Source organism: Burkholderia sp. FERM BP-3421 (assembly GCF_028657905.1).
Classification (GTDB): domain Bacteria; phylum Pseudomonadota; class Gammaproteobacteria; order Burkholderiales; family Burkholderiaceae; genus Burkholderia.
In genome coordinates this window covers 2,710,908-2,728,574 of the sequence record NZ_CP117781.1, presented here as the reverse complement: position 1 = coordinate 2,728,574, position 17,667 = coordinate 2,710,908, and the positions used below count along the sequence as shown (strand labels likewise).

At 69.9% G+C, this 17,667-nt stretch carries 13 protein-coding genes and 2 pseudogenes; 10 read left to right on the top strand and 5 right to left on the bottom strand.

What is annotated here, in order from left to right; genetic code table 11:
• Window positions 1-255 precede the first annotated feature (255 nt).
• Window positions 256-723 (top strand): hypothetical protein, encoded by a 468-nt coding sequence (locus tag Bsp3421_RS14885; RefSeq protein ID WP_273996702.1) that lies wholly within the window; start codon window positions 256-258, stop codon window positions 721-723.
• 31 nt (window positions 724-754) lie between these two features.
• Here Bsp3421_RS14885 and Bsp3421_RS14880 read toward each other — a convergent pair whose 3' ends face one another.
• Window positions 755-1,336 (bottom strand): GNAT family N-acetyltransferase, encoded by a 582-nt coding sequence (locus Bsp3421_RS14880; RefSeq protein WP_273996701.1) that lies wholly within the window; start codon window positions 1,334-1,336, stop codon window positions 755-757.
• A gap of 70 nt (window positions 1,337-1,406) precedes the next feature.
• Here Bsp3421_RS14880 and Bsp3421_RS14875 point away from each other — a divergent pair, with 70 nt between their 5' ends.
• Window positions 1,407-2,333: a DMT family transporter gene (locus Bsp3421_RS14875; RefSeq protein ID WP_273996700.1), complete on the top strand. Its 927-nt coding sequence runs from the start codon at window positions 1,407-1,409 to the stop codon at window positions 2,331-2,333.
• 24 nt (window positions 2,334-2,357) lie between these two features.
• Window positions 2,358-2,843, top strand: coding sequence for an acetate permease (locus Bsp3421_RS34015; protein ID WP_337995263.1), 486 nt, complete (start codon window positions 2,358-2,360; stop codon window positions 2,841-2,843).
• Here the strand turns inward: Bsp3421_RS34015 and Bsp3421_RS14865 are convergent.
• A complete protein-coding gene (locus tag Bsp3421_RS14865; RefSeq protein ID WP_273996699.1) occupies window positions 2,788-4,671 on the bottom strand; it encodes an ABC transporter ATP-binding protein in 1,884 nt (627 codons plus the stop codon). The genes Bsp3421_RS34015 and Bsp3421_RS14865 overlap by 56 nt on opposite strands.
• 619 nt (window positions 4,672-5,290) lie before the next feature.
• Here Bsp3421_RS14865 and Bsp3421_RS14860 point away from each other — a divergent pair.
• The 3 genes from Bsp3421_RS14860 to Bsp3421_RS14850 all read left to right on the top strand — a co-directional run bounded on the left by Bsp3421_RS14860 (window position 5,291) and on the right by Bsp3421_RS14850 (window position 7,568).
• Window positions 5,291-5,983, top strand: a complete 693-nt coding sequence (locus Bsp3421_RS14860) for an alpha/beta hydrolase (RefSeq protein WP_273996698.1) — start codon at window positions 5,291-5,293, stop codon at window positions 5,981-5,983.
• A gap of 82 nt (window positions 5,984-6,065) precedes the next feature.
• Window positions 6,066-6,947, top strand: a complete 882-nt coding sequence (locus Bsp3421_RS14855) for a Dyp-type peroxidase (protein WP_273998405.1) — start codon at window positions 6,066-6,068, stop codon at window positions 6,945-6,947.
• Between the two features lie 72 nt (window positions 6,948-7,019).
• The gene (locus tag Bsp3421_RS14850; RefSeq protein ID WP_273996697.1) at window positions 7,020-7,568 is read left to right on the top strand and encodes a GNAT family N-acetyltransferase; all 549 of its coding nucleotides are present in this window, start codon (window positions 7,020-7,022) and stop codon (window positions 7,566-7,568) included.
• Between the two features lie 23 nt (window positions 7,569-7,591).
• On the opposite strand, the gene Bsp3421_RS14845 is transcribed toward Bsp3421_RS14850, so the two are convergent.
• A complete protein-coding gene (locus Bsp3421_RS14845) occupies window positions 7,592-9,886 on the bottom strand; it encodes an aconitate hydratase (protein ID WP_273996696.1) in 2,295 nt (764 codons plus the stop codon).
• Between the two features lie 118 nt (window positions 9,887-10,004).
• On the opposite strand from Bsp3421_RS14845, the gene Bsp3421_RS14840 reads away from it, so the two are divergent.
• Window positions 10,005-10,904 carry a LysR family transcriptional regulator gene (locus tag Bsp3421_RS14840; protein ID WP_273996695.1) on the top strand — a complete coding sequence of 300 codons (900 nt, stop codon included), beginning with the start codon at window positions 10,005-10,007 and terminating at the stop codon, window positions 10,902-10,904.
• A gap of 21 nt (window positions 10,905-10,925) precedes the next feature.
• On the opposite strand, the pseudogene Bsp3421_RS14835 reads toward Bsp3421_RS14840, so the two are convergent.
• Window positions 10,926-11,306 (bottom strand): annotated as a pseudogene (locus tag Bsp3421_RS14835) (OsmC family protein); the annotation flags it as partial.
• 423 nt (window positions 11,307-11,729) lie between these two features.
• Between Bsp3421_RS14835 and Bsp3421_RS14830 the strand changes: the two are divergent.
• Window positions 11,730-12,521, top strand: a complete 792-nt coding sequence (locus tag Bsp3421_RS14830) for an SDR family oxidoreductase (RefSeq protein WP_273996694.1) — start codon at window positions 11,730-11,732, stop codon at window positions 12,519-12,521.
• 508 nt (window positions 12,522-13,029) lie between these two features.
• A complete protein-coding gene (locus Bsp3421_RS14825) occupies window positions 13,030-13,401 on the top strand; it encodes a murein hydrolase activator EnvC family protein (RefSeq protein ID WP_443111453.1) in 372 nt (123 codons plus the stop codon).
• Between the two features lie 464 nt (window positions 13,402-13,865).
• Here Bsp3421_RS14825 and Bsp3421_RS14820 read toward each other — a convergent pair whose 3' ends face one another.
• Entirely contained in the window at window positions 13,866-15,077 is a 1,212-nt protein-coding gene (locus Bsp3421_RS14820) for an MFS transporter (RefSeq protein WP_273996693.1), read from the bottom strand.
• Window positions 15,078-15,404: 327 nt separating this feature from the next.
• Here Bsp3421_RS14820 and Bsp3421_RS14815 point away from each other — a divergent pair.
• Window positions 15,405-17,493, top strand: a pseudogene (locus Bsp3421_RS14815) (TonB-dependent receptor).
• Window positions 17,494-17,667 lie beyond the last annotated feature (174 nt).

Genomic DNA, 17,667 nt, shown 5'->3' with positions numbered 1-17,667 from the left:
GCCCGCTGCGCGGGTGACGCGGCGCGGCTTCGTCGATGTCGTCGTCGATGCGCGCGGGTCTCTTGGGCCCCGCGATTTGCCGGCGGGCATGAAGACGTTCCCGCCCGGGGCGCGTCCGGCACCGTGCGTTGCCCCGCGTATTCCCTCGCCAGCGTGTGTCAGCGCACAATCGCGCAGGGCGGATTCGCCTAGCATCGATGCGCGCCGGTCCAACGATGTGAACCCAAACCCCGGCCGCGATCCCAGGAGGGCAGGATGTCCATTTCGAAGAACGCCGCGCTCGCGGCTTGCATCGTTGCATTCGGCTGGTCCGCTGCGTCCCGCGCGCAGACCATCACCCCCACCAACATCGAAGTCACGGCCAGCGGCCCGCTGCTCGTCAGCGGCGGGCCGGCGGGCCGCTGCACCTATCACTTCGCCGGCGCGGCCAAGGCCGGCCGGATCACGTTCGACCACATCACGCGCGACGGCGGTCCCGGCTGCGACAACCCGAACGACATGCGCATCGGCAAGCTCACGCTGGTGCCGCAGTCGTCCGGCGTGATGATGGCGATGGTCTACCTGACCTCGCTCGATCCGCTCAACGCGCAGGCGCTCAATTTCCAGGTGGGCTGGGACAACGCAAGCTCGGCGGCGACCTTCGGCGTGCCGGTCGATCCGCATGCGCACTACTGGGTGACGGGCGGCATCGTGACCGTGCGGCCGTCGATCTACGTGCAGTGAGGGCGCCGCCGCGCGGCGGCGAGTCGATGCGTCATGCGCCGGCGAGGCGCCGCAGGGCCGGATGCGCGGCCAGTGTCGCGATCGTCGCGACGAATTCGATGGCGCGCGCGTTCTCGCGCGTGATCCGGAAGCCGAGCTTCCGGTGGAAATTCATCGACAGGCGATTGGTCTTGTAGACATGGCTGCGCAGCGTCTCGACGCCGTGCCGCGCGGCCAATGCGGCGAGTTGCGCGAACAGGTCGGCGAGGATCGGGGCGGCGCGTCGCTCGGGATGCGTGCCGAGCCCCGTCACGAACCAGCCGTGCCCGTCGTCCGCGTCGGGGCGCAGCAGCGCGTAGGCCGCGAGCCGGCCGTCGCGCCGCACCGCGCACAGCACGCCGTCGGCGAGCGAGCGGCGCAGCTTTTCGCGATGCGCGTCGGGATCGAGGTGGTCGCCCGCGCGTTCGGTGTGCGCGCGCAGCGTGAGCAGATCGAGTTCGAGGATTTCGTCCAGCGTGGCGGCGGGTGGGGTGTCGGGCGTCATGAGGCGGGGCGTGAGCTTGTCGTGCTGACGCGGTGAGCAGGCAGGGAGGGCGAGCAGCGTGCGCGTCCGTTCCGCGACAGGATGTGCCATTTTATCGTGAGACCGTAGACGCGCGGCGCGGCACGATCGGGGCTTCATTCATGCCCGGAGACTGTACGCCATGCCTGCTGCCGCATTCCTGTTCCCGTTCGTCGCGATCCTGCTGTGGGCGGGAAACGTGATGGTGTCGAAGCTGTCCGCCCATACGATCGATCCGATGGCGATCACGTTCTGGCGGCTCGTGCTGGCCGTCGCGCTGATGAGCGTGTTCGTGCTGAAGCCGGCCTGGCGCAATCGCGCGGCGATCGCGCCGCAACTGCCGAAGCTCGCCTGCCTCGGCCTGCTTGCGATGGCGCTGTTCCAGTGCCTGTCGTACGAGGCAGCGAAAACCACGAGCGCGACCAACCTCGCGATCCTGACCTCGCTCGTGCCGCTTCTGACGATGCTGCTGTCGGTGCCGCTGCTGCGCGAGCCGCCCACGCTCGGGATGCTGGGCGGCGGCATGCTGTCGTTCGCGGGGCTCGTCTACCTGATCACGGGCGGACGGCCGACCGTCCTCGCGGCGGGCGGCCCGCACGCGGGCGATCTGCTGATGCTCGGCGCGGCCTGCACGTACGCGCTGTACGGCGTGCTGCTGCGGCGCTGGCAGGTCGGCCTGCCGGCGTGGCAGTCGACCTATGTGCAGGCGCTCGCCGCGCTCGTGTTCATGCTCGCGATGATGACCCGGCTGCCGCCGGGCGCGGTGTGGCCGAATCGCGCGAGCCTGCCGTTGATCGCCTATGCGGGCAGCTTCGCGTCGGTCGTGCTGCCGTATTTGTGGATGCGGGGCGTGAAGTTGCTGGGCCCGAGCCGATGCAGCATGTTCATGAACCTGCTGCCGGTCGCGACCGCGGCGCTTGCGGTCGGCTGGTTCGGTGAAGCGTTGCACCTGTACCACCTGCTTGGCGGCGGCGCGGCGCTCGCGGGCGTGGTGGCCGCGCAGACGCTGCGCAAGCCGTTGTTTGCCGGCGCGCCCGTGGGCGCGGGCCGGCAGGCGGTGAAATCCTGACGTTTATGATGCGCGAGCGTTGACGTGCTGAAGCGCCCAAGTGCCGAAGTGCCGAAGCGCCCAAGCGCCCAAGCGCCCAAGCGCCCAAGCGCCCAAGCGCCGAAGCGCCGAAGCGCCGAAGCGCCGAAGCGCCGAAGTGCCGAAGTGCCGAAGTGCCGAAGTGCCGAAGCGCCGAAGTGCCGAAGTGCCGAAGCGCCGAAGTGCCGAAGCGCCGAAGTGCCGAAGCGCCGAAGCGCCGAAGCGCCGAAGCGCCGAAGTGCCGAAGTGCCGAAGTGCCGAAGTGCCGAAGCGCCGAAGCGCCGAAGCGCCGAAGCGCCGAAGCGCCGAAGCGCCGAAGCGCCGAAGCGCCGAAGCGCCGAAGCGCCGAAGCCCGAAGCCCCGAAGCCCCGAAGCCCCGAAGCCCCGAAGCCCGAAGCCCGGCCGCCGCACCTGGCGGGCGCGGCGGCCGGTGGTGTTACTGCGCGACCACGACGTCGAGCGCGTCGGTGCCGCCTGCGCCGCCCAGCTTGACCTCGACGCCCTTCGCGCCGGTCTGCTCCATCAGCCCCTTCGCAAGTTCGAGCGCCTGGCGCTCGAACAGGCGGCGGTACAGGCCGCCCTCGATGCGGATCAGCGCGTCGTGCGTGCCTTCCTCGATGACCGTGCCGCGTTCGAGCACGAGCAGCCGGTCGAGCGCGCGCACCGTCGACAGCCGGTGCGCGACCACCAGCGTCGTGCGGCCCACCATCAGCCGCTCCATTGCCTGCTGGATCAGCACCTCGCTTTCGCTGTCGAGGCTCGAGGTGGCTTCGTCGAGGATCAGCACGGGCGCGTCGGCGAGGAACGCGCGCGCGATCGCCACGCGCTGACGCTCGCCGCCCGACAGCTTGATCCCGCGCTCGCCGACCAGCGTGTCGTAGCCGTCCGGCAGCGCCGCGATGAAGTCGTGCGCGCTCGCGAGCCGCGCGGCCCGCTCGATTTCCTCGCGGGTCGCGTTCGGCCGTGCATAGGCGATGTTCTCCGCCAGCGAGCGGTGGAACAGCACGGGCTCCTGCTGCACGATCGCGATCTGGCTGCGCAGCGAATCCTGGCGCACCCGCGCGATGTCCTGGCCGTCGATCAGGATGCGACCCTCGTTGACGTCGTGCAGACGCTGGATCAGCTTGATGAACGAGGTCTTGCCCGAGCCGGAGTGGCCGACGAGCCCCACGCGCTCGCCCGGCGCGATCCGGATCGAGAAATCCGCATAGAGCGGTTTCACGCGGCGGCCATAGGTGAAGGTCACGTGCTCGAAGCGGATCTCGCCGCCGCCGATCTTGATGGGCGGCGCGCCGGGCAGGTCGTCGATGCCGAGCGGCTGGCGTTCGAGCGACACGAGTTCCTCCATGTCGTTGACCGAGCGCTGCAGGTTGCGGATGTGCATCCCGATGTCGCGCAGGTAGCCTTGCAGCATGAAGAACATCGTCAGCGCGAAGGCGATGTCGCCGACGCTCGCGCGATCGTTCGCCCACAGCCACAGCGCCGAGCCGAGCATGGCCGCCTGCATCGCGACCAGCATCAGCCCCTGCAGACCGCCGTTGAGCGTGCCGCGCGCCCAGGTGCGGCGGGTGCGCTTGCGCCACTTGTCGATCACGCGCTTGAGCCGCGCTTCCTCGCGCGCTTCCGCGCCGAACGCCTTGACGACGGTGTTGCAGCTCACCGCGTCGGCGAGCGCGCCGCCCATGCGGGTGTCCCACGCGTTGCCGAGCCGCGCGGCGGGCGCGACGAAGCCGAGCGAGGTCGCGCTCGTCACCGCGATGAACAGCAGCGAGCCGAGCCCGACCACGGCGCCCATCACGGGCCAGTGCAGGCCGAGCAGCACGGTCGCGCCGCTCAGCATCACGATCGACGGCAGCAGCGCGACGAGCAGCGTGTCGTTCAGCAGGTCGATCGCCCACATGCCGCGCGTGATCTTGCGCACGGTCGAGCCCGCGAAGCTGTTGGCGTGCCAGTCGGTCGAGAAGCGCTGCACGCGATGGAAGGCCTGCTCGGCGACTTCGCTCATCATGCGCAGCGTGAGCCGGATGATGTTCCAGAACACGACCTGACGCAGCAGCGTGCTGCCGAGCCCGAGCGCGATGAGGGTGATGAACGCGTGCAATGCCGCCTGCCAGCCGGCCGCGCGCGCGGTGGCGCCGAGCGACAGGGCGTCGACCAGGCGACCCGCGAACAGCGGCGTCAGGATGTCGCCGAGCGCGACCAGCAGCGCGGCTGCCGCGATGACGCAGATCCGCAGGGGCTGGTGGCCCCAATGGCGGAAGGTGAACCCGAGGACGTCCTTGAACGCCTGTCCACCGAGGTTGGCTTTTTTGCGAGTCATATGTATTGCCTGACGGCCTTGCGCGCGCCAGGACTTGCTGAGCGAGAGAAGAAACAACGACCGCCGATGCGCACGGAGGCGCAGGCTTGCTGAATCGGCGAACTCTGGAAAGATGCAGGCTTATTGGGCAGCCCGCGAAGACGGCGACGTTAAGACTCGCGCCGTGGGACTGCGAACATGGAGGTGGCGGGCGTGTACGACATCATGCTGCACCTCCGTTATGTAGAGTGATGGAAGAAGCGGGATACGAGCGTCAAGCTCGTGGAGCGATTTTAGCGATATGGCGTGCGAACTGCAACGGTCTGAGCGCGGATGTTGCCGGATCGAGACGATGCGGCGCGCTGCGATCTCAGCGTGCGCGCCGTGCTGCGCGCACGCGCCGATCCGCGCCGAGCGCGACGCAAACCGGGGCCGCGCGGCGTCACTGCGCAGGCCTGTTTTGCAATCGGTGCGCGTGCGCGCGGCGGACGCCGCGCTCGACTACACTGCGTGCGTTCGACCGTCCCGCGTGCGTTTCGGTGCGCGGTGCCGGGCGTTCGTCGCGCGCAGCTTTCGCCGATCGGCTGCGGGGCGCGTTTGCGATCGGCGCCATGTTTGATCCATCGAAGGGAGTCAGGCCATGAGCAAGCAACCCGCGATTGTGCTGGTCCACGGTTTTTGGGGCGGGGCCGCGCACTGGAGCAAGGTGATCGTCGAACTGGCGCGGCGCGGGCATCGCAACCTGCACGCCGTGGAAATACCGCTCACGGCGCTCGCGGACGATGCCGAGCGCACCCGCAAGATGATCGCGCAGCGCGGCGGCCCGGTGCTGCTGGTCGGTCACTCGTATGGCGGCGCGGTGATCACCGAGGCGGGCACGCATCCGGACGTGGTCGGGCTCGTCTACATCGCGGCGTTCGCGCCGGACGCCGGGGAAAGCCCCGGCGGCATCACGCAGGCGCATCCGCCTGCGGCCGTCGCGAACATCGCGCCCGACAGCGATGGTTATCTGTGGGTTCGGCCCGATGCGTTCCATGACAGCTTCTGTCAGGACCTCGGCGCGGACGAGGCGCTCGTGATGGCGGTCACGCAAAAGGCGCCGCTCGCGCGCACCTTCGGCGACGCGATCAGCACGCCGGCGTGGCGCACGAAGCCGTCGTGGTACCAGGTGTCGAGCGAGGATCGGATGATCGCGCCCGACAACGAAGCGCGGATGGCCGCGCGGCTCGACGCGCGCAAGGTCGTCACGTTGCCGGCGAGCCATGCGTCGCTGGCGTCGCGGCCGGTCGAGGTGGCCGCGCTGATCGACGAGGCCGCCGCCGCGCTCGCTTGAGTGCCCGCGCCCGGTCCGCCCGCGCGCGGCGGCCCGGGCGCTTGTGGGACAATCGACGGTTTCAACGCAGTTTGGGGCAATGATGAGCGACTTTCAGCAAGGCATCCTGACGCCGATCTCGTCGGCGGGCCGCTACCTTTCCTTCACCCTGTCCGACGTGGATGCCGCGCCGCGCGTGCTGGCCGCGCTGCGCGATGCGGTGGACGGCCGCGGCACGGTGGTGGGCGTCGGGCCGTCGCTGGTGCAGGCGCTGGGCAAGCTGATCGATGGCTTGAAGGAATTTCCCGATCTGTCGGTGCCGGGCGCGCCGGTGCCGTCGACGCCCGCCGCGCTGTGGGTCTGGTTGCGCGGCGAGGATCACGGCGACGTGGTGCTGCGCTCGCGCGCGCTGGAGCGCCTGGTGGCGCCGGCCTTCGCGCTCGGCAGCGCGGCCAACGCGTTCCGCTACGCCGACGACCGCGACCTGTCCGGCTACGAGGACGGCACCGAGAACCCCGAAGGCGACGAGGCGCTCGAAGCGGCGTTCGTCGCGGGCAAGGGCGCGGGGCTCGACGGTTCGAGCTTCGTCGCGGTGCAGCAGTGGGTGCACGACTTCGACAGGATGGCGGCGATCCCGGGTTCGGAGATGGACAACATCATCGGCCGCCGCCAGGACGACAACGAGGAACTGGAAGATGCGCCCGCCTATGCGCACGTGAAGCGCACCGAGCAGGAAAGCTTCAACCCGGAAGCGATCGTGCTGCGCCGCTCGGCGCCGTGGGCCGACGAGCGGCGCGCGGGGCTGTACTTCGTGGCGTTCGGCTTCTCGTTCCGCGCGTTCGAGGTGCAGATGCGCCGCATGGTCGGCGCGGTCGACGGGATTCACGACGGCCTGTTCCGCTTCACGCAGCCGATCACGGGCGCGTTCTTCTGGTGCCCGCCGATGAAGGACGGCAAGCTCGACTGGTCCGCGCTCGGCCTGTAAGGTCGCCGTGCGCGGCATGCCCGGCCGCCGCCCGGCGGCCGGCGGCAATCGATTCCGGAGCACGCTTCGTTCATGGCGACGCCCACTGAAGCCGCGCCGTTCACCTGCCGTCGCGCGACCGCCGCCGACGCGCTGCGCCTCGGCGCGCTCGCGATCCAGGTATTCCTCGACACCTATGCGCCCGACGGCATCCGCGACGACCTCGCGCGCGAAGCGCTGACGGTCTATGCGCCGGAGCGCTTCGCCGCCCTGTTCGACAGCCCGTCCGTCGAGCTGATCGTCGCGGAGCGCGGGCCCTGTCTGCTGGACTTCGCGCAGTTCGCGCACGGATGCGACGTGCCGGGGCAGGGCAATGCCGTCGGTACGGAGCTGGAGCGCCTGTACGTGCAGCGCCCGTTCAAGGGTGCGGGCATCGGCAGCGCGCTGCTGGCGCGCGCCGAGGCGCGTGCGGCGGACAGCGGGGCATCCCTGTGGCTGACCGCGTGGAGCGGCAATCTGCCGGCGCGGACGTTCTATGCGGCGCGCGGCTACGCCGAGATCGGCATCACGCACTACGTGTTCGGCGGCAACGCCTGCGAGAATCGCGTATTCGCCAAACCGCTCGCGGACGGCGGCCGCTGATCCGGCCGCCGTCCGCGCAGCGCTTACGCGCCCGCGCTTCCCCTCGGCACGACGTTCAAGGCCGAGCCTGCCTGGAACCAGCGGATCTGCGCCTCGCCGTAGCTGTGGCGCAGCCGGATCGTCTCCGTTTCGCCGTCCGCATGATGGATCCGGCAGGCGACCGGCTTGCCCGGCGCGAGTTGCGCGAGGCCGATCAGATCGAGCCGGTCGTCGGCGCGGATGCGTTCGTAGTCGGCCGGATCGTCGAAGCGCAGCGCGAGCAGGCCCTGCTTCTTCAGGTTCGTCTCGTGGATCCGCGCGAAGCTGCGCGCGATCACGGCCACGCCGCCCAGGAGGCGCGGCGACAAGGCCGCATGCTCGCGGCTGCTGCCCTCCCCATAGTTGAAATCCCCGACGATCACCCACGACACGCCCGCCGCGCGGTAGGCGCGCGCGGCCTCGGCGGGCGTCACGTCGATCACGCCGCCCAGCACGTCGGTGCGCCCGGCCGCGCCGGTGTACGCGTTGATCGCACCCGACAGCAGGTTGTCGCTGAAACGTTCGAGGTGGCCGCGAAAACGCAGCCACGGGCCGGCCGGCGAGATGTGGTCGGTGGTGGTCTTGCCGCGCGTCTTGATCAGCACCGGCAGCGCCTCGAAGTCGCGGCCGTGCCACGCGGGCCACGGCCGCAGCACCTGGATCCGCTCGCTGGCGGGGTCGACGGCGACCTCGATCGCGCGCCCGTCCGCCGGCGGCGCGACGTAGCGGTCGCGGCCGCGCTCGAACGCGCCGGGCGGCACTTCCGGCGCGGCGCGCGGCGGCGCGAGCCGGAACGGCTGGCCGTCCGCGCCCGTCAGGGTGTCGCGCTGCGGATCGAACGACAGGCGTCCCGCGAGCGCCCAGGCCGTGACGATCTCGGGGCTCGCGATCAGGTTGGCCGTGGTCGGCGCGCCGTCGTTGCGGCGCGGGAAATTGCGGTTGTACGAGGTGACGATCGTGTTCGGCTCGGCATTCGCGGACGCGTCGCGCCGCCACTGGCCGATGCACGGGCCGCATGCGTTGGCGAGCACGGTTGCGCCGATGCCGTCGAGCGCGTCGAGCTGGCCGTCGCGCGTGATCGTCGCGCGCACCTGTTCGGAGCCCGGCGTCACGAGGAACGGCACCGCGGCGCGCAACCCGTGCGCCGCGCCTTGCGCGGCGACGTCGGCCGCGCGGCTCATGTCCTCGTAGGATGAATTCGTGCAGCTGCCGATCAGCGCGGCCGACAGTTTCTCCGTGAGCGCCGCGGTTTCATCCGTCGGCGCCTGCTTCATCTGCGCGGCGAGCGTCGCGACCGTGCGCGCGCGGTCCGGCGAGTGCGGCCCGACGACGTGCGGCTCCAGCGTCGACAGATCGATCCGCACGACCCGTTCGTAGAATGCTTCGGGATCCTGTTCGACTTCGGGGTCGGGCGCGAGCAGCGCGGCGTGCGCCTCGACGAGCGGCACCAGATCCGCGCGTCCCGTCGCGCGCAGGTAGGCGGCCATGCGCGCGTCGGCGGGGAACAGCGAGGTGGTTGCGCCCAGCTCCGCGCCCATGTTGGTGATGGTGGCCTTGCCGGTCGCGCTGATCGTGCGCGCGCCCGGGCCGATGTATTCGATGATGGCGTGGGTGCCGCCCGCGACCGTCAATTCGCCCGCGACGCGCAGGATCACGTCCTTCGGCGCGGTCCAGCCGCTGAGCGCGCCGCTGAGATACACCGCGATGCGGCGCGGATAGAGCACCTCCCACGGCAGTCCGGCGAGGGCTTCGACCGCGTCGGCGCCGCCGACCCCGATCGCGCAGGCGCCGAGCCCGCCCGCGTTCGGCGTGTGCGAATCGGTGCCGATCAGGAGCGCGCCGGGGAACGCGTAGTGTTCGAGCACGACCTGGTGGATGATGCCCGCGCCCGGCTCCCAGAAGCCGAGCCCGTATTTCGCGGCGGCGCTGCGCAGGAAGGTGTAGACCTCGCGGTTTTCCGCGAGCGACGCGCTGAGATCCGCGCGACCCTCGACGCGGGCCTGGATCAGGTGGTCGCAGTGGATGCTCGCCGGCACCGCGACGCGGTCGCGGCCCGTCTGCATGAATTGCAGCATGCCAGTCTGGCCGAGCACGTCCTGGAACATGACGCGGTCGACCCGCAGCGCGAGCTGGCTTTCGCCGGGCACGAGCGCCTGGGTTTCCGGGTCGTCGAGGTGGCCGAGCAGGATCTTGTCGGCGAGCGTGAGCGGGCGCGCGAGGCGCCGCCGCACGGTCGCGAGGCGACGTTCCATGTCGGCGTACAGGCGCGCAAGCGCCGCGGTGGGAATGAATTCGGACATCGATCACTCCTTGCTGATATCGGTTTGTGGGGTGGATGGATGCGATCGCAGGCGGAGTGTGCGCGTGACGAGGAAACACGTAAAATGAATTTATTGCGCGAATTAATCAATTTTTCTGATGAAAATCGATATCCTCGGCGTACAGGCTTTTGTCGCGATTGCCGATCGCGGCGGCTTCCAGAACGCGGCCGATGCGCTGTCGGTCACGCAGACGGCCATCACCCAGCGCTTGCGCAAGCTCGAGGACTATCTCGGCGTCGCGCTGTTCGAACGCACCACGCGCTCGGTCGCGCTGACCCACATCGGGCGCGCGTTCCTGCCGCAGGCGCGCCGCTTGCTCGGCGAGCTGTCCGATGCGCTGACGGAAATTCGCGAAAGCGGACAGGCCGCGCGCGGCGACGTGTCGATCGCGTGCGTGCCGACGGTCGGCGTGCAATTCCTGCCGAGCATCCTGCAGGCGTATTCGGCGCGTTATCCGGACAATCGCGTGAAGGTGCTCGACCATGCGTCGTCGGCGGTGACCGACGCGGTGCTGCATCGCGAAGCGGAATTCGGCATCCAGATCGCGAGCGCGCGGCATCCCGAGCTGGTCGGCGAGCCGCTCGTCGAGGATCAGTTCGTGCTGATCTGCCACGACAGCCATCCGCTCGGCGCGCGCCGGAAGGTGCCGTGGCGCGCGCTCGTGCCGTATCCGCTGATCGTCGCGGGCGAGGTGAGCGCGAACCGCGCGCTGCTCGACGCGGCGCTCGGCGATCTCGCGCCGCGCGCGCATTACGAGGTGCAGCGCAACTCGACGGCGCTCGGGCTCGTCGCGGAGGGCGTCGCGGCCGCGGTGGTGCCGCGGCTCGCGGTGCAGAAGGGCGCGTATCCGCGCATCCGCATGATCGAGCTGGTCGAGCCGGTGATCTCGCGCGCGCTGGTGCTCGTGACCCGACGCAGCGCGCAGCTCTCGCCGGCCGCGCAGGCGCTGTACGACCTGATCGCCGAGCGGGCCCGCGCGCCGAGGCGGCGGAACTGAGCGGGCGGTGCGTCGGCGCGGCGTCGTGTCGATCCGCGTGCCGCGCTTGATGAACAGCATCACGGGCGTCTTCTCGCTGATGGCCGCGAGCCGCCCGCGTTGCGCATCGTCGATGCTGATCGTGAGCCGCACGTATTGCACGCCGTCGCGATCCGCGTGCAGCGCCGCGCGCACGCTCAGGTGAGCGTCGGGTCAGCCCTTGCGTCGCATGGACATGCGCAGCGTCGCGGCCGCGCATTGCGCGAGGCCGGACAGGACGAATTCAGACGGCGCGGGGCCGCGATTCGCGCCGCCTTCGCGCGGATTCTCGTCGCCGTGCAGGCGATACATACCGGCTTCGACGGCGACGCGATAGTCGGGGGCGTCGACGGGCAGGTCGTCGGCGGCGTGGATCAGGGACATGAGGATTCCCGGCGGGTTCGTCCGCAACGGACGCAAGGCGCACGGGCCCGGCCGTTTCCGGCGGGCGGCGCGCGTATGACGGGGAGCGGGCGGTGTCGATCGGCGATGGGCCGCGATGACGAGCAGGTTCGGGGCCGAGAGCATGACGTCGGGCGAATGGTCGTGCGGGAACACGGCGTCGATCGGCTTGCATGACGCGCGCGTGTTTCGGCCGCATCGACGCGCTGTCCCGCGGGCGCGCCCGGTGCGTGGGCGATGGCGCCTCGTGAGGCGTCGCACAGTACTGTATCTTGCGTCTGCGGCGGGCCGTCGTCAGGCGGACGCCGTGCCCCATGCCGACGGCCGGCGGCCGTCCGCGAGGGCCCGACCTCGGGCGCGGCGAACGATCGCCGCGCGTATCGACTTCTCAATCCGGGAGCGTTCATGACTCGAACTATCGCGCCTCGCCTCGCGGGCAAGTGCGCATTCATCACCGGCGCGGCGGGCGGCATCGGCCGCGCGATCGCGACGCGCATGGCCGAACACGGCGCGAAGGTGTTCCTGACCGACGTGGCGGACGCCGACGTGCTCGCCGCGCTGGTCGCCGAACTCAACGCGGCCGCCGGCGCGACCGTCGCGTTCGGCGCGCGCCAGGACGTGTGCGACGGGGCCGCCTGGCAGGCCGTGCTGGCCGAGGCGCGCGATGCGATGGGCGGCCTGTCGGTGCTGGTCAACAACGCGGGCGTCGGCTCGATGGGCACGGTCGAGCAGGTCGCGCTCGACGAATGGCGGCGCGTGATGGCGGTCAACGTCGAGAGCATCGTGCTCGGCATCCGGCATGCGCTGCCGCATTTGCGCGAGAGCCAGCCTGCCTCGATCCTCAACATCTCGTCGGTGGCCGCGTTCAAGCAGGACCCGGACTACCTCGCGTACAACGCCTCGAAGGCGGCCGTCGCGTCGCTGACCAAGTCGGTCGCGATCGATTGCGCGCGCCAGCGCATCGACGTCCGCTGCAATTCGCTGCATCCGTCCTTCATTCGCACCGGCATCGTCGAACCGTTGTTCGCGCAACTGGGCGAGCGCGACGCGAAACGCAGGCTGCTGCGCGGCGTGCCGATGAACCGGCTCGGCGAACCCGACGATGTCGCGCTCGCGGCGATCTACTTCGCCTCCGACGAGAGCCGCTACGTGACGGGCGCGGAACTCGTGATCGACGGCGGCATGTGCGCGGTCTGACGCGCGTTGCCGCGCGCTTCGCCGTCGACGGAATCCGGCGGGCGCGCCCGGATCGCCCGGCGCGTTCGCGTGTGACGCGGTAGCCGCCGTCGGCGGAATGCAAAGCACGGGGAGGGAACGCGTCAGCCACGTGTCGGCGCTTTGCGGTCTTTCGTGGAGGCGAGCGCGCATGGCGAGGCGCTTCATCGATCGAGGCGCGCGATCGTTTCCGCGCATTGCACTGTAAGCGGTGTAATTCAATGTAAACCGTGCGAATGCGTGCTTGGGCCGCGTGCTATTACTCGTCGACGCGCGGCGATGTGTCGAGGCCGCGTCATTCCCCGCCTGCACGCAAACAGGAGCCGTGATGTCGACGAATACGCCGCCCCCGACCCCGCACGACGGTCTATCTTTCCTGCCCGCGCTTGCGCGCCGCACCGCGTGCGTCGCGGCGCTCGCTTGGCTCGGCGCGTGCGCGGGCCCGGCGTCCCGGCCGCCCGTCGCGGGTGCGCCCGTCGGCCATGCGCAGGTGGCCGCGATCACCTTCATGTGGCCGGCGAACGGGACGGTGTTGAAACCTGCCGGCGCGGCGAGACATCCCGGCATCGATATCGGGGGGCGCGCCGGCCAGCCAGTCGTCGCGGCCGCCGGCGGGCGCGTTGTTTACGCGGGCAACGGCCTGCGCGGCTACGGCAACTTCGTGATCATCAAGCACGACGAAATCTATTTGAGCGCCTACGGGCACAACCGCGCGCTGATGGTCAAGGAAGGCGACGTGGTAAGGCAGGGCCAGCAGATCGCCGAAATGGGCGACAGCGATGCGCAGCGCGTGATGCTGCATTTCGAGATCCGCCGCAAGGGCGCGTCCGTCGATCCGCTCGTCTATCTTCCGCCGCGTTGATGTCGCTGCCGTTCACAGTGTGACGGCGAGCTGACGCGCAGCCGGAAAACAAAAACGCGCCACGGCAGAAGCCGTGGCGCGGCAATTAATCCAGTCAGGAGGGGGGGAACGAATGACTGGAGGGTCTGGTCGCTTCAAAACCACCGCAGCTGGGACCGCGAAACGATGGGCTCGAAGCAGGGTCCATTGTTGGTGGGCCGCCACGCCAAGTCAATTTCGGCAAATTAAGCTTCTTTACCGCGTATTGCAGATGTATCGGCGCGCGGTGTGTCGGCATGCGAAGCATGGGCACAGAAGGTCGCTTGGCGACACGGTTTACACGCCGGACGCGACGCGGAGCGCGTGCGTTGAATTATTACGAGGCGCGCATTATCGCGTTCGATCATTCCGCCGACGAATCGCTGCGCGAGCCACAACCGAGGACGCTCTGCATTCCGGAGCGATGACGCGGCAGCGCCTGTCGCCTACCGGGGACCGTTCTCGGCCAACGCGCCGCGCGTCGCATCCGGTGCGCTCCGCCGCCGCGCGGCGATGCCGGCGAGAATCACGAGCGCGCTCGCGAGCGTGAAGCCAGTGCACATCCAGGCGAGCGGTTTCATGCCGAGCGCGAGAAACGGCGCGACCGCCTGGGTCGCGAGCGCCGCGCCGCCGAGCCCGAAGAACATCAGGAGGCCCGCCGCGCGTCCGGCCGAAGCCGGGTCGGCGGCGAGCGCGCGCGCCATCGAGCCCGGCCCGCGCAGGCCGAGCGAACCGCAGAACAGCATCCACGCGCCGATCACCTGCGCGGTGGAGCGCCAGTCTGCGTAGGCGAGGACCATGAACCACGCGGCCGCGACGACCTGCAGCGCCGCGCCGAGCGCGATCACGCGGTCGAGCCCGTGGCGATCCGACCAGCGGCCGCTGCGCGACGACGTCACGATGAAGGCGCCGACGCCGCACGCTTGCAGCAGCGCGAAGGTCGAGGGTCCTTCATGCAGCCACAGCTCGACCAGTTGCGGCGCGCTCGCGACGAATGCGAGCAGGGCGGCGAAACACAGCGCATGACCGAGCGCATAGCCGAGGTAGGTCGGCGAGCGCAGCAGGCGGCCATAGCCGCCTCGCGGCGCATCGTGCGCGCGGGCGGGCGGATCGGCAGGCAGCACGCGCAGCGCGACCGGCATCACGAGCACGGAGAGCGCGACGATGACCCAGAACGTCGCGCGCCAGTCGGCGACCAGCAGCAGCGCGGCGCCGAGTACCGGCGCGAGCCCCGGCACGACGCTCTCGATGATGCCGAGCCACGCGAGCGCACGTACCGCGCGGTGGTCGGCGAAGCGCTGCCGGATCAGCGTCGGCACGACCACCATGGCCGCCCCGACGCCGAAGCCCTGCGCGACGCGCGCGGCGATCAGCGTCGTCATCGACGGCGCCGATGCGCACACGACCCCCGCCGCGATCTGCAGCAGCACGGCGAACACGAGCGTGCGGCGGCTGCCGAAGTGATCGGCGGCGGGGCCCCAGACGAGTTGCGACAGGGCGAGCGCGGCGGAGAACACCGCGAGCGTCGCCTGCGCGCCCGCGATCGATCCGCCCAGCTGGTCGGGCAGCGACGGCACGGCGGGCAGGTACAGGTCGGTGGCGAGCAGGCCGATGGCGGTCAACAGGGCCAGCGGCAGGATGGTCCAGAGGGATTTCATGCGTGAATCGGTCAGGCGGACGTCGGATTTCGAGGGCCAGACAGTATCACGCTCCCCGCCGCGCGCCGGCCGTCTTTGACAGGCGGCTCACAGCACGAGGATCGAACACGCACGTTCCGTAAGGGATTGGTGATGGATTTGAAATGATATAACATATCCAGGCCAAGACTCGCGCGCCGACGGATCGCTTTCAGCGGCCGGCCGGCGCGCGCATGAGGCAGGCAACAGGGCTCGATATGATACGTTATATCGTTTCGGTGTCGAGAATGACACCGGGATATGTCGCGTCGGTCCTGTCCGATCCATTCATCCACAGCGACCACCGCGATGCGCGACCACCCTCGTCCCGACCTTGCTTCGTTACGCAAACTCCCTCCGTTTTCACTGCTGCTGATCGCGAGTTTCGCGCACGCTCAGCAGACCGCTGCGGCCGAGGCGGCAGCGTTGCCGCGCGCGACGCTCGCGCCGGTGTTCGTGACCGCGAACCCGCTCGGCGACGCCGACCTGATCGCGCCCACCGCATCCGTGTCCGGCGATGCGCTCACGCTGCGTCGGGGCGACTCGCTCGGCGAGACGCTGAACGGCTTGCCGGGCGTCTCGACGACCACCTACGGCCCGCTGGTCGGCCGCCCGATCATCCGCGGCATGGACGGCGACCGGATCCGGCTGCTGCAGAACGGCGTGGCCGCCTACGATGCATCGTCGCTGTCGTACGACCACGCGGTGCCGCAGGATCCGCTGAGCATCGAGAAGGTCGAGATCGTGCGCGGGCCGGCCGCGCTGCTGTATGGCGGCAATGCGGTCGGCGGCGTCGTGAACACGATCGACAACCGGATTCCGCGCGAGGCGCTGCAAGGCGTGAGCGGCGCGCTCGACGCGAGCTACGGCGGCGCGAACAACGCGCGCGCGGGCGCGGCGATGGTCGAGGGCGGCAATGGCCGCTTCGCGTTCCACGCGGATGCGTATGACCGCGAGACCAGCAAGCTGCGGATTCCCGGCTTCGCGCACTCGGCGCGCCAGCGCGCGCTCGACGGCCCGGACGCGAACCAGCCCGAGGGCAGCATCCCGAACAGCGACGGCCGCTGGCATGGCGGTTCGGTCGGCGGCTCGTACGCCTGGGCCGACGGTTACGCGGGCTTGTCGTATAGCGGGTTCGAATCGAACTATGGCTCGGTCGCCGAGAGCGATGTCCGTTTGCGGATGCGCCAGGAGCGCGTCGCGTTCGCATCGGAGCTGCGCAACCTGAGCGGCCCGTTCTCGCGGCTGAAGTTCGATTTCGCGTACACCAACTACCAGCACAAGGAGATCGACGACGGCGTGACCGGCACGACCTTCCGCAACCACGGCTACGAGGCGCGCATCGAGGCGCGTCATCGTCCGCTCGGGCCGCTGGAAGGCGCGATCGGCGTGCAACTCTCGCAGAACACGTTTTCCGCGCTCGGCGAGGAGGCGCTCGTGCCGACCGCGCAGACCACCAACGTCGCGCTGTTCGGCCTCGAGGAGTGGCGGGCGACCGACGCGCTGAAGCTCAGCATGGGCGCGCGCCTCGAACACGTGAAGCTCGATCCGACGCCGGCCGGCAACGCGCGTTTCGCGGGGGCGCGTTCGCGCGACTTCAATGCGGGCAGCCTGTCGGCGGGGGCGCTGTACAAGCTCGCGCCGGCCTGGTCGGTGGCGGGCAATGTGTCGTACACGGAGCGCGCGCCGACGTTCTACGAGTTGTATGCGAACGGGCCGCACGGCGCGACCGGCCAGTACCTGATCGGCAACCCGGACGCGCGCAAGGAAAAGGCCGTGTCGACCGATCTGTCGCTGCGCTATGCGAGCGGTCCGAATCGCGGCAGCGTCGGGGTGTTCTACAACCGGTTCATCAACTACCTGACCGAGTACAACACCGGGCGTCTCGTCGACGACGATGGCGACGTCGTCACGCCCGGCACCGACGATGCGCTGCGCGAGGCCGTGTATCGCGGCGTGCGGGCGGAGTTCTACGGGGTGGAGCTGGACGGCAAGTGGCGGGTGTACGAGAAGGGCGCGCACCGCGTCGATGTCGGGCTCAGCGCCGACTACACGCATGCGCGCAACGCGGAAACCGGCGAGCCCCTTGCCGCGCATCGCGCCGCTGCGTGCGTCGCTGAGCGCGGATTACGGCTACGGGCCGTTCGGCGCGCGCGCGCAGCTCACGCATGCGTGGGCGCAGCACCGGGTGCCGGAGAATGATCTGCCGACCGACGGCTATACGTCGCTGGGGCTCGTGCTGACCTACAAGTTCCGGATGGGCCCGACGCAGTGGCTCGCGTATGTGCGCGGCGATAACCTGACCAATCAGGAGATTCGCTATGCGAGTTCGGTGGTGCGGGATATCGCGCCGCAGGGCGGGCGCAGCGTGATGGTGGGGATGCGGACGACGTTCTGAGCGGCGGGCGGGGCGGCTCTTTTCCGGTGGGGAGGGGCCGTTTCCGGCCCGGGGCTGCTTTTCACGTCGCCTCGAAGCGCTTGTTTGCCCGCGAAGTCGATTGCCCTGCGCCGGCATGACGGTCGGCATTACCGCTGAAGCAAGTGCGCCTCTTGGCGTTCGCAGGCCGGCATC

Bases quoted from the DNA above. Each gene is read 5' to 3' on its own strand.
- Bsp3421_RS14865 (WP_273996699.1), bottom strand. From the start codon at position 4,671: ATGACTCGCAAAAAAGCCAACCTCGGTGGACAGGCGTTCAAGGACGTC.
- Bsp3421_RS14875 (WP_273996700.1), top strand. From the start codon at position 1,407: ATGCCTGCTGCCGCATTCCTGTTCCCGTTCGTCGCGATCCTGCTGTGG.
- Bsp3421_RS14820 (WP_273996693.1), bottom strand. From the start codon at position 15,077: ATGAAATCCCTCTGGACCATCCTGCCGCTGGCCCTGTTGACCGCCATC.
- Bsp3421_RS14830 (WP_273996694.1), top strand. From the start codon at position 11,730: ATGACTCGAACTATCGCGCCTCGCCTCGCGGGCAAGTGCGCATTCATC.
- Bsp3421_RS14880 (WP_273996701.1), bottom strand. From the start codon at position 1,336: ATGGCACATCCTGTCGCGGAACGGACGCGCACGCTGCTCGCCCTCCCT.
- Bsp3421_RS14885 (WP_273996702.1), top strand. From the start codon at position 256: ATGTCCATTTCGAAGAACGCCGCGCTCGCGGCTTGCATCGTTGCATTC.
- Bsp3421_RS14850 (WP_273996697.1), top strand. From the start codon at position 7,020: ATGGCGACGCCCACTGAAGCCGCGCCGTTCACCTGCCGTCGCGCGACC.
- Bsp3421_RS14855 (WP_273998405.1), top strand. From the start codon at position 6,066: ATGAGCGACTTTCAGCAAGGCATCCTGACGCCGATCTCGTCGGCGGGC.
- Bsp3421_RS14840 (WP_273996695.1), top strand. From the start codon at position 10,005: ATGAAAATCGATATCCTCGGCGTACAGGCTTTTGTCGCGATTGCCGAT.
- Bsp3421_RS14845 (WP_273996696.1), bottom strand. From the start codon at position 9,886: ATGTCCGAATTCATTCCCACCGCGGCGCTTGCGCGCCTGTACGCCGAC.
- Bsp3421_RS14860 (WP_273996698.1), top strand. From the start codon at position 5,291: ATGAGCAAGCAACCCGCGATTGTGCTGGTCCACGGTTTTTGGGGCGGG.